Source organism: Austwickia chelonae NBRC 105200, from assembly GCF_000298175.1.
Lineage (GTDB): Bacteria > Actinomycetota > Actinomycetes > Actinomycetales > Dermatophilaceae > Austwickia > Austwickia chelonae.
Genome location: NZ_BAGZ01000016.1, coordinates 24991 through 41890, shown reverse-complemented (window position 1 = coordinate 41890; position 16900 = coordinate 24991). Strand labels below are relative to the sequence as shown.

The 16900-nt window shown below is 68.9% G+C and carries 13 protein-coding genes; 5 read left to right on the top strand and 8 right to left on the bottom strand.

Annotation, left to right across the window (positions count from 1 at the left end):
* The first annotated feature begins 63 nt into the window (after positions 1–63).
* Positions 64–480 carry a hypothetical protein gene (locus tag AUCHE_RS10980; protein WP_006503375.1) on the top strand — a complete coding sequence of 139 codons (417 nt, stop codon included), beginning with the start codon at positions 64–66 and terminating at the stop codon, positions 478–480.
* Between the two features lie 304 nt (positions 481–784).
* Positions 785–2281, top strand: coding sequence for a uracil-xanthine permease family protein (locus tag AUCHE_RS10975; protein WP_006503374.1), 1497 nt, complete (start codon positions 785–787; stop codon positions 2279–2281).
* On the opposite strand, the gene AUCHE_RS15795 is transcribed toward AUCHE_RS10975, so the two are convergent.
* The 3 genes from AUCHE_RS15795 to AUCHE_RS10960 all read right to left on the bottom strand — a co-directional run bounded on the left by AUCHE_RS15795 (position 2278) and on the right by AUCHE_RS10960 (position 5483).
* Positions 2278–3771: a polysaccharide deacetylase family protein gene (locus AUCHE_RS15795; protein WP_006503373.1), complete on the bottom strand. Its 1494-nt coding sequence runs from the start codon at positions 3769–3771 to the stop codon at positions 2278–2280. The genes AUCHE_RS10975 and AUCHE_RS15795 overlap by 4 nt on opposite strands.
* 217 nt (positions 3772–3988) lie before the next feature.
* Positions 3989–4594: a CBS domain-containing protein gene (locus AUCHE_RS10965; RefSeq protein WP_006503372.1), complete on the bottom strand. Its 606-nt coding sequence runs from the start codon at positions 4592–4594 to the stop codon at positions 3989–3991.
* Between the two features lie 124 nt (positions 4595–4718).
* Positions 4719–5483, bottom strand: a complete 765-nt coding sequence (locus tag AUCHE_RS10960) for a helix-turn-helix transcriptional regulator (protein ID WP_006503371.1) — start codon at positions 5481–5483, stop codon at positions 4719–4721.
* 140 nt (positions 5484–5623) lie between these two features.
* Here AUCHE_RS10960 and AUCHE_RS10955 point away from each other — a divergent pair, with 140 nt between their 5' ends.
* A complete protein-coding gene (locus tag AUCHE_RS10955; protein WP_006503370.1) occupies positions 5624–5986 on the top strand; it encodes a DUF2249 domain-containing protein in 363 nt (120 codons plus the stop codon).
* A gap of 38 nt (positions 5987–6024) precedes the next feature.
* On the opposite strand, the gene AUCHE_RS10950 is transcribed toward AUCHE_RS10955, so the two are convergent.
* The 3 genes from AUCHE_RS10950 to AUCHE_RS17785 are packed head-to-tail and all read right to left on the bottom strand — an operon-like array spanning position 6025 to position 10005.
* Positions 6025–6648: a response regulator gene (locus AUCHE_RS10950; protein WP_006503369.1), complete on the bottom strand. Its 624-nt coding sequence runs from the start codon at positions 6646–6648 to the stop codon at positions 6025–6027.
* Positions 6648–7937, bottom strand: coding sequence for a sensor histidine kinase (locus AUCHE_RS10945; protein WP_006503368.1), 1290 nt, complete (start codon positions 7935–7937; stop codon positions 6648–6650). Before AUCHE_RS10945 ends, AUCHE_RS10950 begins: the two co-directional genes overlap by 1 nt.
* A 4-nt stretch (positions 7938–7941) precedes the next feature.
* Complete coding sequence (locus tag AUCHE_RS17785; RefSeq protein ID WP_006503367.1) at positions 7942–10005, bottom strand: MMPL family transporter; 2064 nt, start codon at positions 10003–10005, stop codon at positions 7942–7944.
* 165 nt (positions 10006–10170) lie between these two features.
* Between AUCHE_RS17785 and AUCHE_RS10935 the strand changes: the two genes are divergently transcribed.
* The gene (locus AUCHE_RS10935; RefSeq protein ID WP_006503366.1) at positions 10171–11397 is read left to right on the top strand and encodes a LysR family transcriptional regulator; all 1227 of its coding nucleotides are present in this window, start codon (positions 10171–10173) and stop codon (positions 11395–11397) included.
* A gap of 1006 nt (positions 11398–12403) precedes the next feature.
* Entirely contained in the window at positions 12404–13891 is a 1488-nt protein-coding gene (locus tag AUCHE_RS10925) for an alanine/glycine:cation symporter family protein (RefSeq protein ID WP_006503365.1), read from the top strand.
* A gap of 107 nt (positions 13892–13998) precedes the next feature.
* On the opposite strand, the gene AUCHE_RS15790 is transcribed toward AUCHE_RS10925, so the two are convergent.
* Together AUCHE_RS15790 and pabB are read right to left on the bottom strand one after the other, a co-directional pair.
* The gene (locus AUCHE_RS15790; RefSeq protein WP_052024889.1) at positions 13999–14736 is read right to left on the bottom strand and encodes an aminotransferase class IV; all 738 of its coding nucleotides are present in this window, start codon (positions 14734–14736) and stop codon (positions 13999–14001) included.
* A complete protein-coding gene (pabB, locus tag AUCHE_RS10915) occupies positions 14730–16802 on the bottom strand; it encodes an aminodeoxychorismate synthase component I (protein WP_006503363.1) in 2073 nt (690 codons plus the stop codon). Before pabB ends, AUCHE_RS15790 begins: the two co-directional genes overlap by 7 nt.
* Positions 16803–16900 lie beyond the last annotated feature (98 nt).

Below are 16900 nucleotides of genomic sequence, written 5' to 3'. Positions count from 1 at the left end.
CGGCTTCCGTGGTGCCGATGGGGGGTGCGACTTCTTCCCCAGGAGGCTTGAAAGGAGCCCGCCATGACCTCGCACGGTCTGTCTCCCCTTCTGCGGGCGGCCTCGGCAGCGATCGGCGCACCGATCATGGGGGATCTGCGCTGGCTGTATGCCGGTCCGCGTGATCTCGATGCCTTGTCCGTCTCGGACCGAGAGCTCATCGGCGTGGTCACCGGGGAGGCCTTCCCCGACAGGGTGGAAGGGCTGGGAGTGCGGGTGAGTTTCTTCACCTTGCAGCTGGCCCTCGACCGGCTGTCCGGGGTGCTGCCGGAGGGGCAGGAGGTCAGCATCGACTACATGGAGAAGGTCTACACCGCTTACGAGGAGAACTGCCCGGAGGGTAATCCCTACTCCGGTGACCTCCTCGATCTGGCCCTGGCCTATCTCGTGGGCCGCGACCTGGCCCGTCAGGACGAGTCCCCGGGCACGCTGGTCGGCTGAAAGCGCCCGTGTCACCGCGGTGACCCTCCGCCCCGAGAGCTGGGCCGATCTCGGATCGGCAGGGGCGGGGCAGGTCCCGGTGGCACCTTCGACACGTCGGCGGGGTCGGGTGTTCTCTCGGGGGGATCACCCGGCACCGCCGATCGTTCGTCCGCCCCGTCCCGGTGCTCGCGGCGGGGTCTTGACCGTCCGCTCCGGGTCTCCCGACGGGGTACGAGGACGCCGGGCAGGTACCGGACAAAACCTCCATTAGGCTTGGTCCGGTCGGGACACCCTCGGCCGTTCGTACGGCCTGGAGGGACCTATGGCATTGGGTTGGACACTGCACGGGGACGGGCGGACCATCGGTCCGGACGACATCGTCGGGCCCGGTGAACGGCTCACCTGGGGGCGCACCGTCGGTCTGGGCATGCAACATGTGGTGGCCATGTTCGGGGCCACCTTCGTCTTCCCGGTGGTGATGGGCCTCAATCCCCAGCTGGCCATCATGATGAGCGGCTTCGCGACCCTGTGTTTCCTGGTGGCCTTGAAGGGGAGGGTGCCCAGCTACCTGGGTTCGTCGGCCAGTTTTGTCGGGGGAGCCGTGGCCGTCCACCAGCTCGGTGGCACTCCGCAGCAGGTCTCCGGGGCGGTGTTGGTCGCCGGGGTGGTCCTGGCCCTGATCGGGTTGTTCATCCATGTCGCCGGGGCTTCCGCGCTGACGAGGGTGCTGCCTCCGGTCGTCACCGGCGCCGTGGTCATGCTGATCGGGTTCAACCTGGCTCCTGTCGTGGCCAAGGTCTACTGGCCGCAGGACCAGGGGGTGGCCTTCGTCGTGATGGTGGCGGTCATCGCGATGAGCGTGGGTCTACGCGGTTTCCTCGGCCGGGTGTCCATCGCCCTGGCCCTGCTCTTCGGATATCTGTTGTCGGCGGTGCTCGACCGGGTCGTCGGCCCGGTCACCGCGTTCAACCCGGTGTCGAAGGTGGTCGACACCCATCCCCGGGTCGACTGGTCCGCGGTCGCCGACGCCCCGTGGTGGGGTTTCCCGCCGGCTACGGACGCCGCCGCAGGCGTGGTCGGTTGGCATCTGCCGCAGTTCTCCCTGACGTACGTGCTCATCGTGCTGCCTGCCGTGATCGCCCTGGTCGCGGAGAACGTCGGCCATGTGAAGGCCGTCGCCGAGATGACCGGGCAGGACCTCGACGACGTGATGGGCAAGGCGATCGCCACCGACGGTCTGACCTCGGTGGTCGCCACTGCGGTGGGTGGGGCACCGACGACCACCTATGCGGAGAACATCGGGGTGATGGCGGCCACTCGGATCTATTCGACCGCGGCCTACCTGGTGGCGGCGTTGACGGCGATCGCTTTCGGGTTCAGCCCGAAGTTCGGGGCGATCGTCTCGGCGACGCCGGGGGGTGTGCTCGGCGGGATCACCGTGGTGCTCTACGGGATGATCGGCCTGCTCGGCGCGAAGATCTGGAAGGAGAACCACGTCGACTTCTCCACCCCGCTGAACCTGGTTCCGGTCGCGGCGGGCATCATCATCGCCATCGGGGACGTGAACCTGTCCGTCGGCCCGGTCGACCTGGGCGGTCTTCACCTCGGCCAGTTCACCCTCACCGGTATCGCCCTGGGCACTCTCGTGACCGTCGGGTCCTACCATCTGGCGCGGGCGGTGGCTCCGGCCGACATGATCGCCCGGGCCGACGGAGCCGGGATGATCGTCACCCGCCCCGGCCTGGACGAGGTGGAGGAACTGGAGAAGGTGCGGGGCCACCGTCAGCCGGCGACCCCGCACCCTCGATCCGGCGACTAGCGGATATTGCTGCGGGAGAAGTACGCCTTGCCCGGTGCGGGCGTGCCGAGCAGCTGCTCCACGGTCACCAGGGTGAATCCGCGGGCCTTCAACCCCTCGATGATCTTCGGGACGGCTTCGCTGGTGCTCGGCCGGGTGTCATGCATCAGGATGATGCTTCCCGGCTTCGCCCCGTCCAGGGCGCGTTTGGTGGTGGTGGCGACACTGCGGTTCTTCCAGTCCTCGGTGTCGACATCCCACATCATGATCGGATACCCCAGGGAACGGGTCGTCGGGTTGTACGAACCGTACGGGGGCCGCATCGTGGTCGGCTTCTTGCCCAGCAGCGGGGTGAGGGCGTCCTCGGCCCGTTTGAGCTCATTGCGCTGCTGGTCAGGGGAGAGCAGGGCGAGATTGCGGTGGCTCCAGGTGTGGTTGCCGACCGACATCCCCAAGGAGACGGCGCGGCGCACGGTCTGCGGGGCCCGGGGGACGCTCTGCCCCAGCATGTAGAAGGTCGCCGGGACATTCGCCGAGGACAGGGAGTCGAGGATCTTCTCGGTCTCCGGGCTGGGTCCGTCGTCGAAGGTCAAGGCCACGCACTTCGCCGTGGCGCAGTCGACCTGGGGGTAGCTCTTCGTCGTCGAGGGTGACGGGGACGGTGAGGGCGAGTTGGGTTTCTCGGCCGGTTTGCTCTGGTCGGCGCTGTTCACTCGGGCGTAGGTCGACGGACGTCCGGCGGCGTCGCGGATCGTGCGGCCCTTGTCGCTGAGCAGTTTCTCCGCCTTGTCGCGCGGGATCGTGATCGGCTCGGTCTCCTCCTCCAGAGAGGCCGACGGCTCCAGCCCCGGGGTCATCACCAGGTCGCCGTTCTTGGCGAACCAGATGTCTCCCAGCATCTGTTCCGGGGTGGTCTTTCCTGCGGTCGACTTCTCCCCGGTCTTCTTGAGGTGTTCGGAGGCCAGTTTCGTCGCTTCCTTACGACCTTCGTCGGTCAACAGCTCCGGCGAGGTCCAGACCTGCCCGGAGGCGGCGTCGGCGTACCAGATCCGATGTGACACGGCGGTGTCGGTCTCGGTGACATCCTGTGACTGGGCGCGCACCCCCAGCAAGGTCCCGTCGGCGAGGACGGGTACCGCGAATCCGGACAGTTCGGCGGGGGAATCCGGCCGGGCCGGTTTGTCGGCCAGGAACTTCTTGGAACGCTGGGAAGCCCACTCGGACAGGGTCTCGTTGAGTTTGTTCGCCCCGGGGATCTCAGGCCAGAGCAGGAAGACCGGAGCGGAAGGGTCGTTGTTCGACAGTTCCTTGGTGGTCGCTCCGGGAATGTTCAAGGAGTCCGGACCCACAGACCATTCGATCTTCTCCGTGGCGACCGGAACTGCTGCGGCTCTTTTTCCGTCCGGGGTGTCCGTGGACGAGCCGGCGAGTGCGCACCCACTTGCAGTGAGAACGGTGACCAAGGAGAGGGCACAGGTTCGGCGAGCGAGGGAAGCACGGCGTTGAAACATGAGGGGGACCTTATCGCCCGGCCGGCCACGGCGAAGACGAGCCCCCGAGGAGGTGATCACCGTTGTGTGATCGGTCGGGGAGTGTGCGATGTGACAGGAAAAGATGAGTCATCGCGCAGGAAAGATCGAAAGAAGTGCCAATCTCCTTGACAGACCGCCTTGTTCAGGCGAAGGCCCGTTCGGCTCCGGACAAGGGGTCGAACGGGCCTCCGAAGGATCAGCCCTCCGCCGGGCCGTCCAGGATGACGTGCACCCGACGCACACCCAACACCGACCGGGCGATGGCCACCGCGACATCACGCTCCACGGCGCTTCCCGCGCCCCGGACCTCCACGACACCGTGCTCCACGGTGATCTTCCAGTGGTCCTGACCGTAGTCGTGGAAAGCCGACACCAGTTCGTCCAACAGGTCCTCGTCGGACCGCCACAGTGCGCGCACCACGTCGCTGCGGCTCACCACACCGACCAGGTCGCCGTCCCGCACCACCGGGAGGCTCTTGAACGAGGTGTGCGTGAACAGGTCGATCAGATCGGAGACGTCGGCGCCTTCCGTGGTCGTCCGCGGGTCGGCGGTCATGATCTCCCCGACCGTCTTCGGCAAGGGCTCGCTCTCCGCCAGCGGGGTCGCATGGGCCCGCGCGTCCGGCTCCACCGCCCGACGCAGGATGTCGATCTCGGAGAGCACCCCGACCACCTTGTTGTCCGAACCGACCACCGGTACCGCGGTGATACGACGTTCGGCGAGGAGCTGGAGCGCCTCGTTGAGGTCAGCCTCGGCGTGGATGCTGAAAGCCGGGGCGGTCATGATCTCGCGGACGAGCATCGGTGCGAACTCCTCGATAGAAAGGGCAACTTCCGCGGACAGTCTCTCAGGACGACGGACCGGCCGGTCCGGACGACCGTCCATCCGACCGTACCCATCTCAGATAGAGGGCAATCCCGCAGGCTCAGGACCGGGGCGTCCACGAACGACGTACTGGTTCCGGACGAGGCGGAGTCGGCGGACCCGCCGACGGATCCGGCGGGAACTCGATCAGGCAGCACCCCGGCAGCGCGAACGGGGTGAGCCGCATCGCCTGCCCGACCGGGACACCGTGCGCCTCGTAGATGCCGGCCAGGACCCCCTGATGCAAGCCGCAGACCACCTCCTGATGAGCGCGAGCCGCGTTCAACAACGGGCACTGCCGCAGACGTATCGTCCCGTCGGGGGCGTCCACCGGTGCATGGCCGTCCCGCACCAGCGCCGCCCGCGCCGCCCGCTCCGCAGCCACCGGACCCGGTGCCACCGGACTCGTCGACACGCGGCCCTGCCGGACCCCCGCGTCGAAGGCCCACCCCTTCGGGTCCTCCTCGGTGGCCTCCACATGGGCCGCCATCGTCGTCGCCAACAGGCTGTACTCCCGGACCTGCGGACGCTGGGCGTCCAACGGCTCGGCCCGATACAGGATCGCCGGTCGACCGCGACCCCGGGCCGGGCCGGTCTCCCGATGGGCCAGACCCGCCTGCACCAGGGCGTCCAGATGTTCACGCACCGTATTGGGATGCTGGCCGCACAGCCTGGACAGCCGGGCCACCGACACCGGCCGGGAGCAGGCCCCCAACTGTTCCAGGACGTGCGCGCGGGGGCCGGACAACCGGGTGACCGGGTCGACCTTCGGGTTGGCCGGGCGCGGCCCCAAGGGCGCGTCCGACGGGGACAGGTGCCCTCTCACCGTGGGCTCCCTTGCTCGTCAGCGGGTGTCGTGCGGTTCAGAGGAGACGGGAAAAACACGGAGCCGACCCTTCTGACGGCACGGGTACGATCGCCGTACGGCGTAATGTCGTCGTGGTCACAGATTGAAGGGATATCACGATGTCCGATCCTGCTGCCAACGCACATCCGGCCGATGTCGCGGGCGCGCACGGCGGGGGCGGTTGCGGCAGCGAATCCCCTGGCTGCGACGGTCAGGGCGGTTGTGGCAGCGGGGGCGGCTGTGGCGGACATCTCACCTATGTGCCCGAGCTGGACGCACGGACCCTCGACCCGATGATCCGACAGTCGGCGATCTTCGGGGTCCTCGTGGGGCTGCCGCCCGAGGAGGCCGTCACCGTGGTCACCGACCAGGATCCGGCCCCGATCGCGGAACTGCTGGAGGAACGACTCCCCGGCGAGTACACGGTGACCACCGAGACCACCGAGGACGACTCCTACCGGGTGACCTTCGCCCGGATCTGACCGGTCGGCCGAGCCGCCCCGGCCGGGACGTCGACGGGTCAGTCGAGCAGCCCGCGCTCCCTGGCCACCGTGACCGCCGCCGTACGGTTGTCCACCCCGAGCTTGTCGAAGACATGCACCAGGTGGGTCTTCACCGTCGCCTCGGAGATGAACAGGGACCGGGCGATGGCCCGGTTGGCTTTGCCGTCGGCCACCGCCCGCAACACGTGGAGTTCTCGTTCGCTCAACATGCCCTGCGGCCGACGCAGCGCCGTGACCAGTCGTTCGGCCACCCCGGGGGCCAGCACGGTCTCCCCGCGGGCGGCGGCCTCCACCGCGGAGACGATGGCTTCGGGCGGGGCATCCTTCAACAGGTAACCGGCGGCGCCGGCCTCGACCGCGCGCAGGATGTCCGTATCGGTGTCATAGGTGGTCAGGATCAGGACCGCCGGGGCCTCCGGCGTCGAGACCAGCCGACCCGTCGTGGTCGCCCCGTCCATGCCGGCGCCCAGGCGCAGGTCCATCAGGACGACATCGGGCCGGACCCGAGGCACCAGCGACAATGCCTCCTCCCCGGACGCGGCCTGCCCGACGACCTCCACCCGTGGGTCCGCGCCGAGGAGAGCGGCCAGTCCTGCCCGGACCACCGGGTGGTCGTCGACCAGGAACACCCGTACCGTCATCACCGATCTTCCTTCCGGAGCTGTTGCGGATCCGTCGCCACCGGCAAGGGGATCATCGCGGACAGCGCCGTCCCCTCGCCGGGTTCGGTCTCGACGACCAGGGTGCCGCCGACGTCGGCCAACCGTTCACGCATGGCGCGCAGCCCGAAACCCGAGCCGTCGGGGCGGCGGTTCTCCACCGCCTGTCGATGGGCTTCCTCCGGGGCGAAACCGATCCCGTCGTCGACCACGTCGAGCCCGGTCGACCCGGGAAGATAACTCAGGGTCACCGCGACCCTGCCCGCCCGGGCGTGCTGACGCACATTGGCCAAGGCCCCCTGGGCGAAGCGGAGCAGCGCGATCTCGTGGCTCGCCGGGATGACCTGCGTCGTCCCGTCGACAGTGAATCCGGCCTCGACCCCGCACTGCTCCTGGAAACGGGTGACCAGACGGTCCAGCGCCGCCGGCAGCGGGGCCTCCTCCAGCGGCGCCGGGGCGAGGGCGTGGACGACCCGTCGGGCCTCGTCGAGATTTTCCACGGCGACGGCCTCGATCCGGGCGAGCAGATCCCGCTGCCGATCGGTTGCCGGCGCAGGAGACTCACCCAGCCCGGCCCTGCTCAACAGGATGATCGAGGAGAAACCCTGGGCGAGGGTGTCGTGGATGTCCCGGGCGAGGCGGGCCCGCTCGGCCAGGGCGCCGGCCCGGCGTTGGGCCTGGGCGAGTTCGTCGTGCGCGCTGACCAGGTCTTCCTGCGTGGAGATCAGGTCGGCCAGCAGCCGACGCCTCTCCTCCGACTCGGCGATCACCCGTTGATATCCGACGGCGACGCCTACCGCGACGAGAGCACCGATGACCGGTCCGAGGACCTGGCCGGGGCCGGCGGGCGCTCCGGGCTGGGCGGCGAGCACCGCCGTCATGATCACGGCCACGGCGGACAACGCCCACCGCCGGGGAAGGACGTGCATGGCGAGCAGGTAGAGGGCGAAAGCCACCCAGGAGAACTCCCGGGAAGCAGCCACCAGCCCCGCCCATCCGGTGACCAGGACGGTGAACCAGGCGGGGACCCACCACCACGGGATCGGGCCGGTACGGGCCCGGCGGCTCAACGGCACACCGAGCACGTACCAGCCGGTCATGGCGAGCGCTGCGACGACCACCCATCCGGGGCGGGCGTCGTGGAGGGCGCTGCGCACCACCGCCACACCCATCAGCAGGGCGAAGAGGGCGTGCTGACCGGCAACGAGAGCTTTCGCCGCGCCGGTCCGGCCGTGCCCGTCCGCGCCGGCGTCCTGCTTCACCCCGTCCATGAATTCACGCTAGCCGTCCGGGCCGCCACATGGCGTCACCGACCAGGGCGAACAGGGCGGGGACGACGACGGTGCGGACGAAGAGGGTGTCGATCAGTACACCCAGCCCTACGACGAGCCCCAACTGGCCGAGGACGACCAGGGGCAGCACCCCGAGCGCGGCGAAGACCGCAGCCAGGACCAGCCCGGCGCTGGTGATGACCACTCCGGTCGCGGACACCGCCCGTACCGTCCCTTCCACGGTGCCCTGGGTGGCGGCCTCGTGACGGATGCGGTGGGCCAGGAAGATCGTGTAGTCGATGCCGAGCGCCACCAGGAAGAGGAAGGCCAACAGCGGCAGGTGGGCGTCCAGCGCGGGGAAGGCGAACAGGTGGGTGCCCACGAAGGTGCCGGCACCGATGGCGGCCAGTGCGCTGAGCACGTTGACCAGGGTCAGCAGCACCGGCGCGACCAGTGATTTCAGCAGCACGGCCAGGACGACGAAGGCGACCAGGAGGATGAGCGGGGCGACGAGGAGCAGGTCGCTGCGGCCGGTGTCACGGGAGTCGAGTTCGGTGGCGGTGGGGCCGCCGACCAGGGCTTCGGCGGTCGGGATGGTTCGTGAGCTCTCCCGGAGCGCGCGCACGGTGGTGAAGGCCTCCTCGGTGTCGGGGGCGGCGGTGCCGACGACGGACAGCCGGACGAGGCGACCGTCGGTGGAGGTCCCGGTGGGGGTGACCCGGATGACGCCGGGGACACGCTTCAGGGCTTCGCCGAGGGGGCCTGCTGCGTCGGCGCGGGCGATCACGGTGTGCGGTTGCGATTCCCCGGCGGGGAAGTGGGCGCCCAGGGTGGCCAGTCCGTCGGCGGATTCGGAGGTGACCCGGAACTTCTCGGCCTGGGTGAGTCCGATCCGGGTGCCGATGGTGCCGGTGGTGAGGACGGCGAGGACGGCCAGGGAGGTGAGCAGGACGGCGAGCGGTCTGCGGACCACTGCGGCTGCGGTCTTCTCGAAGAGGCCGGGTCGGGGTGCCGCGGGGGAGCTCTCGAGGTTTTCCGGTCGGGGGACGAGCGGCCAGAAAGCTGCCCGGCCGACGACGGCCAGCGCGGGTGGCAGGGCGAAGAGCACGGCGGGCAGGGCGATGGCGAGTCCGACGGCGGAGGCCATTCCGAGTCCGCGTGTGGCGGGCAGGCTGGCCATGGCCAGGCAGAGCAGGGCGAGGACGACGGTCACATTGCTGGCGACGATGGCGCCGACGCTGGCCCGCCAGGCCGTGGTCAGGGCTTCCCGGTGGTTCTCGTTGCGGCGCAGTTCTTCCCGGTATCGGGAGATCAGCAGGAGGGCGTAGTTGGTGCCGGCACCGAAGACGAGTACGGACAGGATGCCGGCGTCGAACTGCCAGCCGAAGTGGTCACCCAGGCGGGCGGCTGCTCCGGCGGCGGCCTGGTCGGCCAGTCCGACGACGGTCAACGGCAGCAGGAGGAGTACCGGCGAGCGGTAGGTGAGCAGCAGGAGGAGTGCGACGACCCCGATGGTGACCATGAGGAGGCGCAGGTCGGCTCCGGCGAAGGCTCCGGCGATATCGGCGCCGAAGGCGGGGCCGCCGGTGATCTGGACCTGGAGGCCTTGGGGGGTGGCAGCGCGGGCGTCCTGCCGGAGTCGTTCGACGCTCTCCCGCATGGCGGTGTTGTTCGCGGCCCGGTCCACGGGGACCAGGACGATGGCGGCCCGGCCGTCCTGGCTGGGGATGGGGCCGCGGGCCGGATGTCCGGCGCTGCGGGCGAGTGCTTCGACCAGTCGGGCGCTGTCGGCCCGGTCGGACGGGGTGAGCTGGGCGGCGTCGACGCGGGTGGTGACGGCGATGACGGTGGCGAGATTCGCGTCGGCGAACTGTTCGCGGAGGGCGTCGACCTGGGCGGATTCGGCGGTGGCCGGGACCTGTCGGGCCGGGGTGCCATTGGTGCTGCCGCGGAGGGCGCCGACGAGTCCGGTCAGGGCGAGGAGGGCGATGAGCATCGAGATCCAGGCGCCTCGACGGGTCAGGGTGGGGTGGACGAGGGGCGGGCGCGGGTCGGGTGCGGATGGCATGTTTTCCTCGCTGGACGGGCCGGGGTGGGTGACCTGTCCAGCACACCTTCTCGGCGGGGCGGGCACATCGCCCGCGTGGTGCTGCGGGGGTCCATCGTTCGATGGATGCGGGGGGCTTGCCTCCGGGGCTGAGGTCTGCTCTCCGGCGGAGGATAAGCTTTTCTGATGCTCGATCCGGTGAAATTACGTACGCTCGTCGACATCGCGGCGCTGGGCAGTATCGCGGCTGCGGCCAAGGAGTCGGGGATCACCGCGTCGGCGGCGTCACAGCACATCACGGCCCTGGAGGAACGGCTGGGGACGCCTCTGTTGGAACGACTTCCCCGGTCGACCCGGCTCACGGCGGCGGGTGCGGCGTTGGCTCGGGCGGCGCTGCCGATCCTGGACGGCCTGGACGATGCGATCCGCCTGGTCGACGACATCGCCGGCACCCGGGCGGGGAGGATCCGGCTGGGCACCTTCGCCTCGGCGGCGAACAGTCTGGTGTTGCCGGCGGTGGGGGCCTATCTCGAGGAACATCCGGGGGCCACCGTCGACATCACGGAGGTCGAGCCGGGGGACATCGTCGGCGCGGTGCTGCACGGTGGGGTCGACCTGGCGGTCACGCACCGTTATGCCTTCGCCCCGGACTATCCCACGGCGGGATTGTCCCGTTCGGAGTTGTTGCGTGATCCTCTGCTCCTGGCCGTCCCGGATGCGCACCGGTTGGCCGGGGCCAACCGGTGCGCGGTGGCCGACACGGTGGGCGAGTCCTGGGTGGCGCCGCGTCCTCGGGAGGGTTTCCAGGCGGTGCTGACCCATCTGGGGAGTCGGGCCCGGTTCTCTCCGGACGTCCGCCACCGGGCGGACAGTTACGAGCTCACCCGGGAGCTGGTGGCCTCGGGGCTGGGGGTCAGTCTGATCCCGCGGTTGGCGGCGGTGGTGACGCCGGGGGTGACCTATGTGGAGTTGTCGGACGAGGACCTGTACCGGCAGGTCGATCTGATCCGTCGTCGCGCGGATTCCGATCCGTCGCTGTCGGATCTGGTGGCGGCGATCATCCGGCGGGCGCAGGGGGTGTGGCGGAGGGGCCGCGATGAGGGGGGCTCGTCTGCCCGCGGGGTGTGGGCAGGGGGTGGTTCAGAACGGGGTGGGCATGTGGTTCCGGCGTGGATGTGCTGTTCGGGTGGCATGTTGGCGGGGAAAGGCCACCAGGGCTCCTGGACGTCCGTCCAATGGAATATACTTATGCGAATAGACTTGATAAAGAAGAGGATTCGCAGCGTCGATGACGACTGCATAGCCCTGGGAGAGGTGAAGCTCGGTGACCCGCCACAAGAAGGAGATGCCACCTGTGCCGGACTCGGCAGCCAGGTGTCCCACCAGGTAGACGCCGTTGATGCGGATACGTGAGTCCGCCGCCTGGTAGTGCGCAGCGGTCTCCCAGTCGTCGTCGACATCGGTGGCATTGCCGCGGATCTGCTCGCGCAGATACTGGGCCTGGTCGCGGCCGCGCATCGCACTGGCCACCCCGAAGGCGATCGACAGGCCGAAGACCACTGCGACGACCCCGAGGGCGATCAGGGCTTCCGGCCCGATCAGCGCCGCCACCGCGGTGATTCCCAGGGCCACCCAGGCCAGGGCGATCCCGCGCCACGGGGTGAGGATCGTGGCCATGCATCCGCCATGGCGGTAGGTGTACACCTGGCCGAAATAGGTCAGCAGCAGCCAGAAGCCCAGCCCAGGAAGCTCGGCCAGCGGCCTCGGACCGAGGAAGCTGCGCCCGTTGATGTCATAACGGCGGGTCGCACCGAACGCCCGGGCCATGCGCAGGGCGTATGCGGCACGTCTCCCCAGGGCCCACCAGGGCAGTGGCTCGACGGGTGCGTTCGCACCCGGGCGGCGATGTGGTTCAGCCACGGAGAATCGTTCCCCCATACGGACGGCGACATGACCGGGCCATGTTAGTAGTGACTTCCTCTCGGTGTGGCCCGAGTCTCCTCCCTTCTCACCGCATCTGTCGACCGGATCGGCACCGGCCGCGGTCGTCGTATTTTTCCGGGGCGAGTTCGACGGGTCCATATACCTATGTCGGGAACAACTGATGTCCGACGGTGGGTGAGGGATCGGAGAACGGGATATCGGGAATCTGTGATTCACAAGTGTTAGCACCAATAACTCAATGAGTCCAGGTGTGCCCTTGCGCAGGTCGATATTTCCCCCAGAGATCACCCCCGAAATTTTTTCTGGTTTGTACACCTCGGGGCGAGAAACGTAGATCCCTTCCAATTCAGCTTTTTTGGCCCCCGCGGCGACTTTAAAGAGGTCGGGGCGGTGCTTGCAGTGGTCAGCATCATCCATCGTGAGCCTTAGGCTTCCCCCTACCCCTTAAATTTCGATCGAACCTCGGAGGTGCCCCATGCAAGCCGTGGTTGACTTCCTCAACGAGTGGCTCACCTGGCTCCTCGTCGTGGTCCTGCCGTGCGCAGGCATCTACTTCACCATCGTCACTCGCGGTGTGCAGTTCCGACACCTGGGCAACATGTGGCGCATCATCTTCTCCAGCCGCGGCAACGCCGGAAGCGGAGGGATCAGCTCCTTCCAGGCCTTCGCGATGAGCCTGGCCAGCCGGGTGGGCACCGGGAATATCGTGGGCGTCGCCATCGCCCTGACCCTGGGCGGGCCGGGCGCCATCTTCTGGATGTGGGTGATGGCCCTCCTCGGCATGGCCACCGCCTGCGTCGAAGCCACCCTCGCCCAGTTGTTCAAGGTCCCCCACGGCGACGGCACCTTCCGGGGCGGGCCGGCCTACTACATCCAGCGCGGCCTGAAATCCCGGGCCGCAGGCACCGTCTTCGCCTCCATCTTCATCTTCACCTTCGGGTTCAGCTTCAACGGCGTGCAAGCCAACACGATCGCCGACGTCACCTCCTCCACCTGGGGGATCGACAAGCTCACCGTCGCCGTATGCCTGACCGTGCTCACCGCGGTGATCATCTTCGGCGGCATCAAACAGGTCGCGAAGGTCACCGAATGGCTGGCCCCGATGATGGCCCTGGTCTACGTGCTCCTCGCCGTGGCGGTCCTGGTCGTCCGCATCACCGACGTTCCCGGTGCCATCGGCGCCATCGTCGCCGGAGCCTTCGGCTTCGACCAGGCCCTCTACGGCACCATGGGAGGCATCGTCGCCGCCATGCTCAACGGCGTGAAGCGCGGCATGTTCTCCAACGAAGCAGGCATGGGCTCGGCGCCCAATGCTGCCGCCACCGCGACCACCAGCCACCCCGTCCACCAGGGGCTCATCCAGTCGGCCGGCGTCTTCGTCGACACCGTGATCGTCTGCACCGCGACCGCACTGATGATCATCCTGGCCGGCCCCTCGGTCTACACCCCCGGAGTCACCCAGAAATCCTCCGCGGCGACACTCACCCAAGCCGCAGTGGCCTCCGAACTGGGCACCTGGGTCGCCCCGGTGATGGCGGTGCTGATCTTCGTCTTCGCCTTCTCCACGATCCTGGGCAACTACGCCTACACCGAGATCAACCAGGACTATGTCGGCGGCGGCCGATGGGGCAATGTCGCCGTACGCATCCTCGTGGTCAGCGCCACCTTCTGGGGCGCCATGCAGAACCTCGGCGTCGTCTGGGACCTGGCCGATGTCGCCATGTCGATCATGGCCGTCATCAACCTGACCGCACTCTTCCTGCTCGGCAAGTACGCCGCCGGCGCCCTGAAGGACTTCGAGGGCCAGGACGGTCCGCTGATGCAGCGGGTCTTCGACCTCGACAAGAACCCCCACGTCCCGGACAACATCCCCGGCGAGGTCTGGCACAGCCACCACGCCCAGGAGGTCGCGAACTCCCCGCACGCCGCGACCGAAGCCCCGACCACCGACGGCCGCCCCTGACCGGAACGGCCCCGCGGAGAGCCCCGCCCCACCACCAGGGCGGGGCTCTCCGCATTCCGGTGAGAACCCGGAACCGCCCCGTCCCCCCCGTCGGCGGACCGCCGCCGTCACCCGGGCAGCGCGGGCCATCCCGCCCACAGCGCAGCCGACAACTCCCGGAAGCGCGCCGAGAACACCGGGCCGTCGCCGACCACGTCCCCGCCCGGATCGACCCCACCGATCCGGCCCGGCACCAACAATCGGACCTGATCCAACGAGTTCACCACCCAGGTCTCGTGATCAGGCAGACGCTCCGCGGCCAGCCGTCCACCACGAACCGGGATCCCCCGCTGCCGACACAGGTCGAGCAACCGCCCCTCCGTCACCGAAGGCAGCCTGGACACGCCCTCGTCCCGGACGCACAAGGTCGCACCCTCCCACCACACGACAGCCGTATAAGCACCCTCGACCACGGTGCCATCCGGCGCGAGAATCAACGCCTCCTGAGCGCCGACAGCCTCGGCCCGAGCCCGCAACCCCGCCAGGAGATCCAGGTCGGGGCCTTTCGTCCCCGGCTGGGAACGCAGATCACCCGGCGGCGCGCACCAGAAGGTCGCCGTCGGTGGACGCACCGGAGCAGGGCGGAGAACCTGGCCGAACTCCCCAGTTCCCGTGTCGAACTGGATGCGAGGGAAAAGATCCCCGCGTCGAGGGATCTGCGCCAAGAACCCGGACCACGCCGTCTCCACCGCCGCCACCCCCAGCCCCGGCGCATGCCGGACACAGGACGAGACGAAACGCTCCCGATGCGCCGCCAACCCGGCGGCACACCCCTCGACCACCCGCCACGACTCGACGATCAACACCGGTCCTCCTCCACCGGAGTGCCCGTCAACCCGGTCAACGGACGGGCCTTCACCACGATCTCCTCGTACTCCTCCACCGGATCGGACAAGGCCGTCACCGCGCCCCCCACCCCGTAACGAATCTCCTCCCCGACCACCGTCGCCGTCCGGATCGCGATGGACAGATCGACCTGACCGGACAACGAGAAATAGCCGATCGCCCCCGAATAGACCCCACGCGGCGCCCCCTCCAACGCATCGATCAACGCCATCGTGCGCACCTTCGGCGCCCCCGTCATCGACCCCCCGGGGAAGGCCGCCCGCACCACCTCGACCCGGTCGGTCCCCGGTGCGACCCGACTGCACACCGTGCTGACCATCTGATGCACCGTCGCATAGGTCCGCAACCCGAAGAGCTCGCTCACCCGGGTGGTCCCCGGCACCGCCGTCCGCGTCAGATCGTGCCGGACCAGATCGACGACCATCAGATTCTCCGCGCGATCCTTCACACTCTCCCCGAGCTCCCGGAGCAGGTCACCATCCTCCTGCACCGTCGCACCCCGCGGACGAGTGCCCTTGATCGGCATGGAAACCACCGTGCCCTCCCCGTCGACCCGGAGGAAACACTCCGGCGACGTACTCAGCACATCCACCCCCGGCAACCGCAGAAAAGCCCCGTACGGGGCAGGATTGTCCGCCCGCAGACGCCCGTACATCACCCGGGGATCCCGCCCGGCCAACGCAGTGGTCAGCATCGTCGTCAGACAGATCTCCGAGGACTGCCCGTCGGCGATCAACTCCCGACAACGCTCGACCAAAGCCAGATACTCGGCCCGGGACACCCGCGGACGCACCACCGCCCCCGCCGGACCACAGAGCTCACCCCCGAGACCACCCGCCGACGCGCCCACCGGAACCGGCCCCGTCAACCGTGCCTCCACCTCGTCCAGCCAGGACTCCTGCTCGGCAGCACAGCCCCCGTGCGACCAGGCCCCCAGATACCACAGACCGGTGTGATGGTCGACGGCCACGAAACGGTCGGCGAAGATCATCGCCGCCTCCGGATGGCCGTCGGACGTCCGCAGCCCCCCACCGCACTCGGCCTTCGTCTCATACCCCAGATAGCCGACCCACCCCCCGACGAACGGGAAAGGCACCGGCGGAGCGGCCCACCGTTCCCGCGAAGCCAGATCCTGCGACAACAGATCCAGGAAACCCCCGACGAACACCCGCTCCCCGCCCCGCCCGGTGACCCGCACCCGACCCCCGCCCAGGTCGTGGACCGCCACCGAGGACAACGGACCGGAAGCATCACCCAGGAAGGACCACCTCGCCTCCCCGACGTTCACCCCGGCAGCCGCGCTCGAACTGTCCAACCAGAAGGACACCGATGCCTCGGCGAAGAGCGCCCGGTACACCGCCGCCGGATCGGCCTCCACCGGCACCACCCGATACGTGAAATCCACCTGGCGCCAAGGACGATGCCCGCGATTCCACTCCTGCGCCGCAGCCAGGAAATTCCGCACGAGGAGCGCACCCACCTCGGTACCCACCGACTCCGGATGGAACTGCACCCCCCACCAGGGCGCCAGTCGATGACGCACGCCCTGCACCCCGCCGTCCGGGCCCCACGCCGTCGCCTCCAGCAGATCGGGCAGGTCGACGATCTCCAACGAGTGATAACGGGTCGCCGCGAACGGCCCGGTCAGCCCGGCGAACAGGCCCCGGCCGTCATGAGCGACCTCCACGATCAGCCCATGAGCGGGCTCCGGGGAGCGCCCCACCGTCCCCCCGGCCGCGACCGCCATCGTCTGATGCCCCAGACAGACCCCCAACACCGGCAGCGGCGCACCCTCCAGGACGTCCAGGCAGATGCCCACGTCCTCGGCGACATGCGGACTCCCCGGCCCCGGCGAGAGCACCACGGCGTCGTACCGGTCCAGGACGGACAACACCGCACGGTCACGATTGGTGACCACATCGACCCGGCAACCCGCAGCGCGGAACAGGTCGACCAGGTTGTACGTGAACGAATCATCGTTGTCGACGACCAGGACGGACGACGCCGAAGACGGGACGGACAGCACGGACCGGACTCCTTCACCCAGGGAACACCCCAGGCTACGGCGCCCCGGACACCGACCGCCCCCGACCACGCGATGCCGTGCCCGACAGGGAATCGGAC

What these genes read in the sequence shown, in the direction of transcription:
- AUCHE_RS10980 (WP_006503375.1), top strand. Translation starts at nt 64, where the DNA reads ATGACCTCGCACGGTCTGTCTCCCCTTCTGCGGGCGGCCTCGGCAGCG.
- AUCHE_RS10975 (WP_006503374.1), top strand. Translation starts at nt 785, where the DNA reads ATGGCATTGGGTTGGACACTGCACGGGGACGGGCGGACCATCGGTCCG.
- AUCHE_RS15795 (WP_006503373.1), bottom strand. Translation starts at nt 3,771, where the DNA reads ATGTTTCAACGCCGTGCTTCCCTCGCTCGCCGAACCTGTGCCCTCTCC.
- AUCHE_RS10965 (WP_006503372.1), bottom strand. Translation starts at nt 4,594, where the DNA reads ATGCTCGTCCGCGAGATCATGACCGCCCCGGCTTTCAGCATCCACGCC.
- AUCHE_RS10955 (WP_006503370.1), top strand. Translation starts at nt 5,624, where the DNA reads ATGTCCGATCCTGCTGCCAACGCACATCCGGCCGATGTCGCGGGCGCG.
- AUCHE_RS10950 (WP_006503369.1), bottom strand. Translation starts at nt 6,648, where the DNA reads ATGACGGTACGGGTGTTCCTGGTCGACGACCACCCGGTGGTCCGGGCA.
- AUCHE_RS10945 (WP_006503368.1), bottom strand. Translation starts at nt 7,937, where the DNA reads ATGGACGGGGTGAAGCAGGACGCCGGCGCGGACGGGCACGGCCGGACC.
- AUCHE_RS17785 (WP_006503367.1), bottom strand. Translation starts at nt 10,005, where the DNA reads ATGCCATCCGCACCCGACCCGCGCCCGCCCCTCGTCCACCCCACCCTG.
- AUCHE_RS10935 (WP_006503366.1), top strand. Translation starts at nt 10,171, where the DNA reads ATGCTCGATCCGGTGAAATTACGTACGCTCGTCGACATCGCGGCGCTG.
- AUCHE_RS10925 (WP_006503365.1), top strand. Translation starts at nt 12,404, where the DNA reads ATGCAAGCCGTGGTTGACTTCCTCAACGAGTGGCTCACCTGGCTCCTC.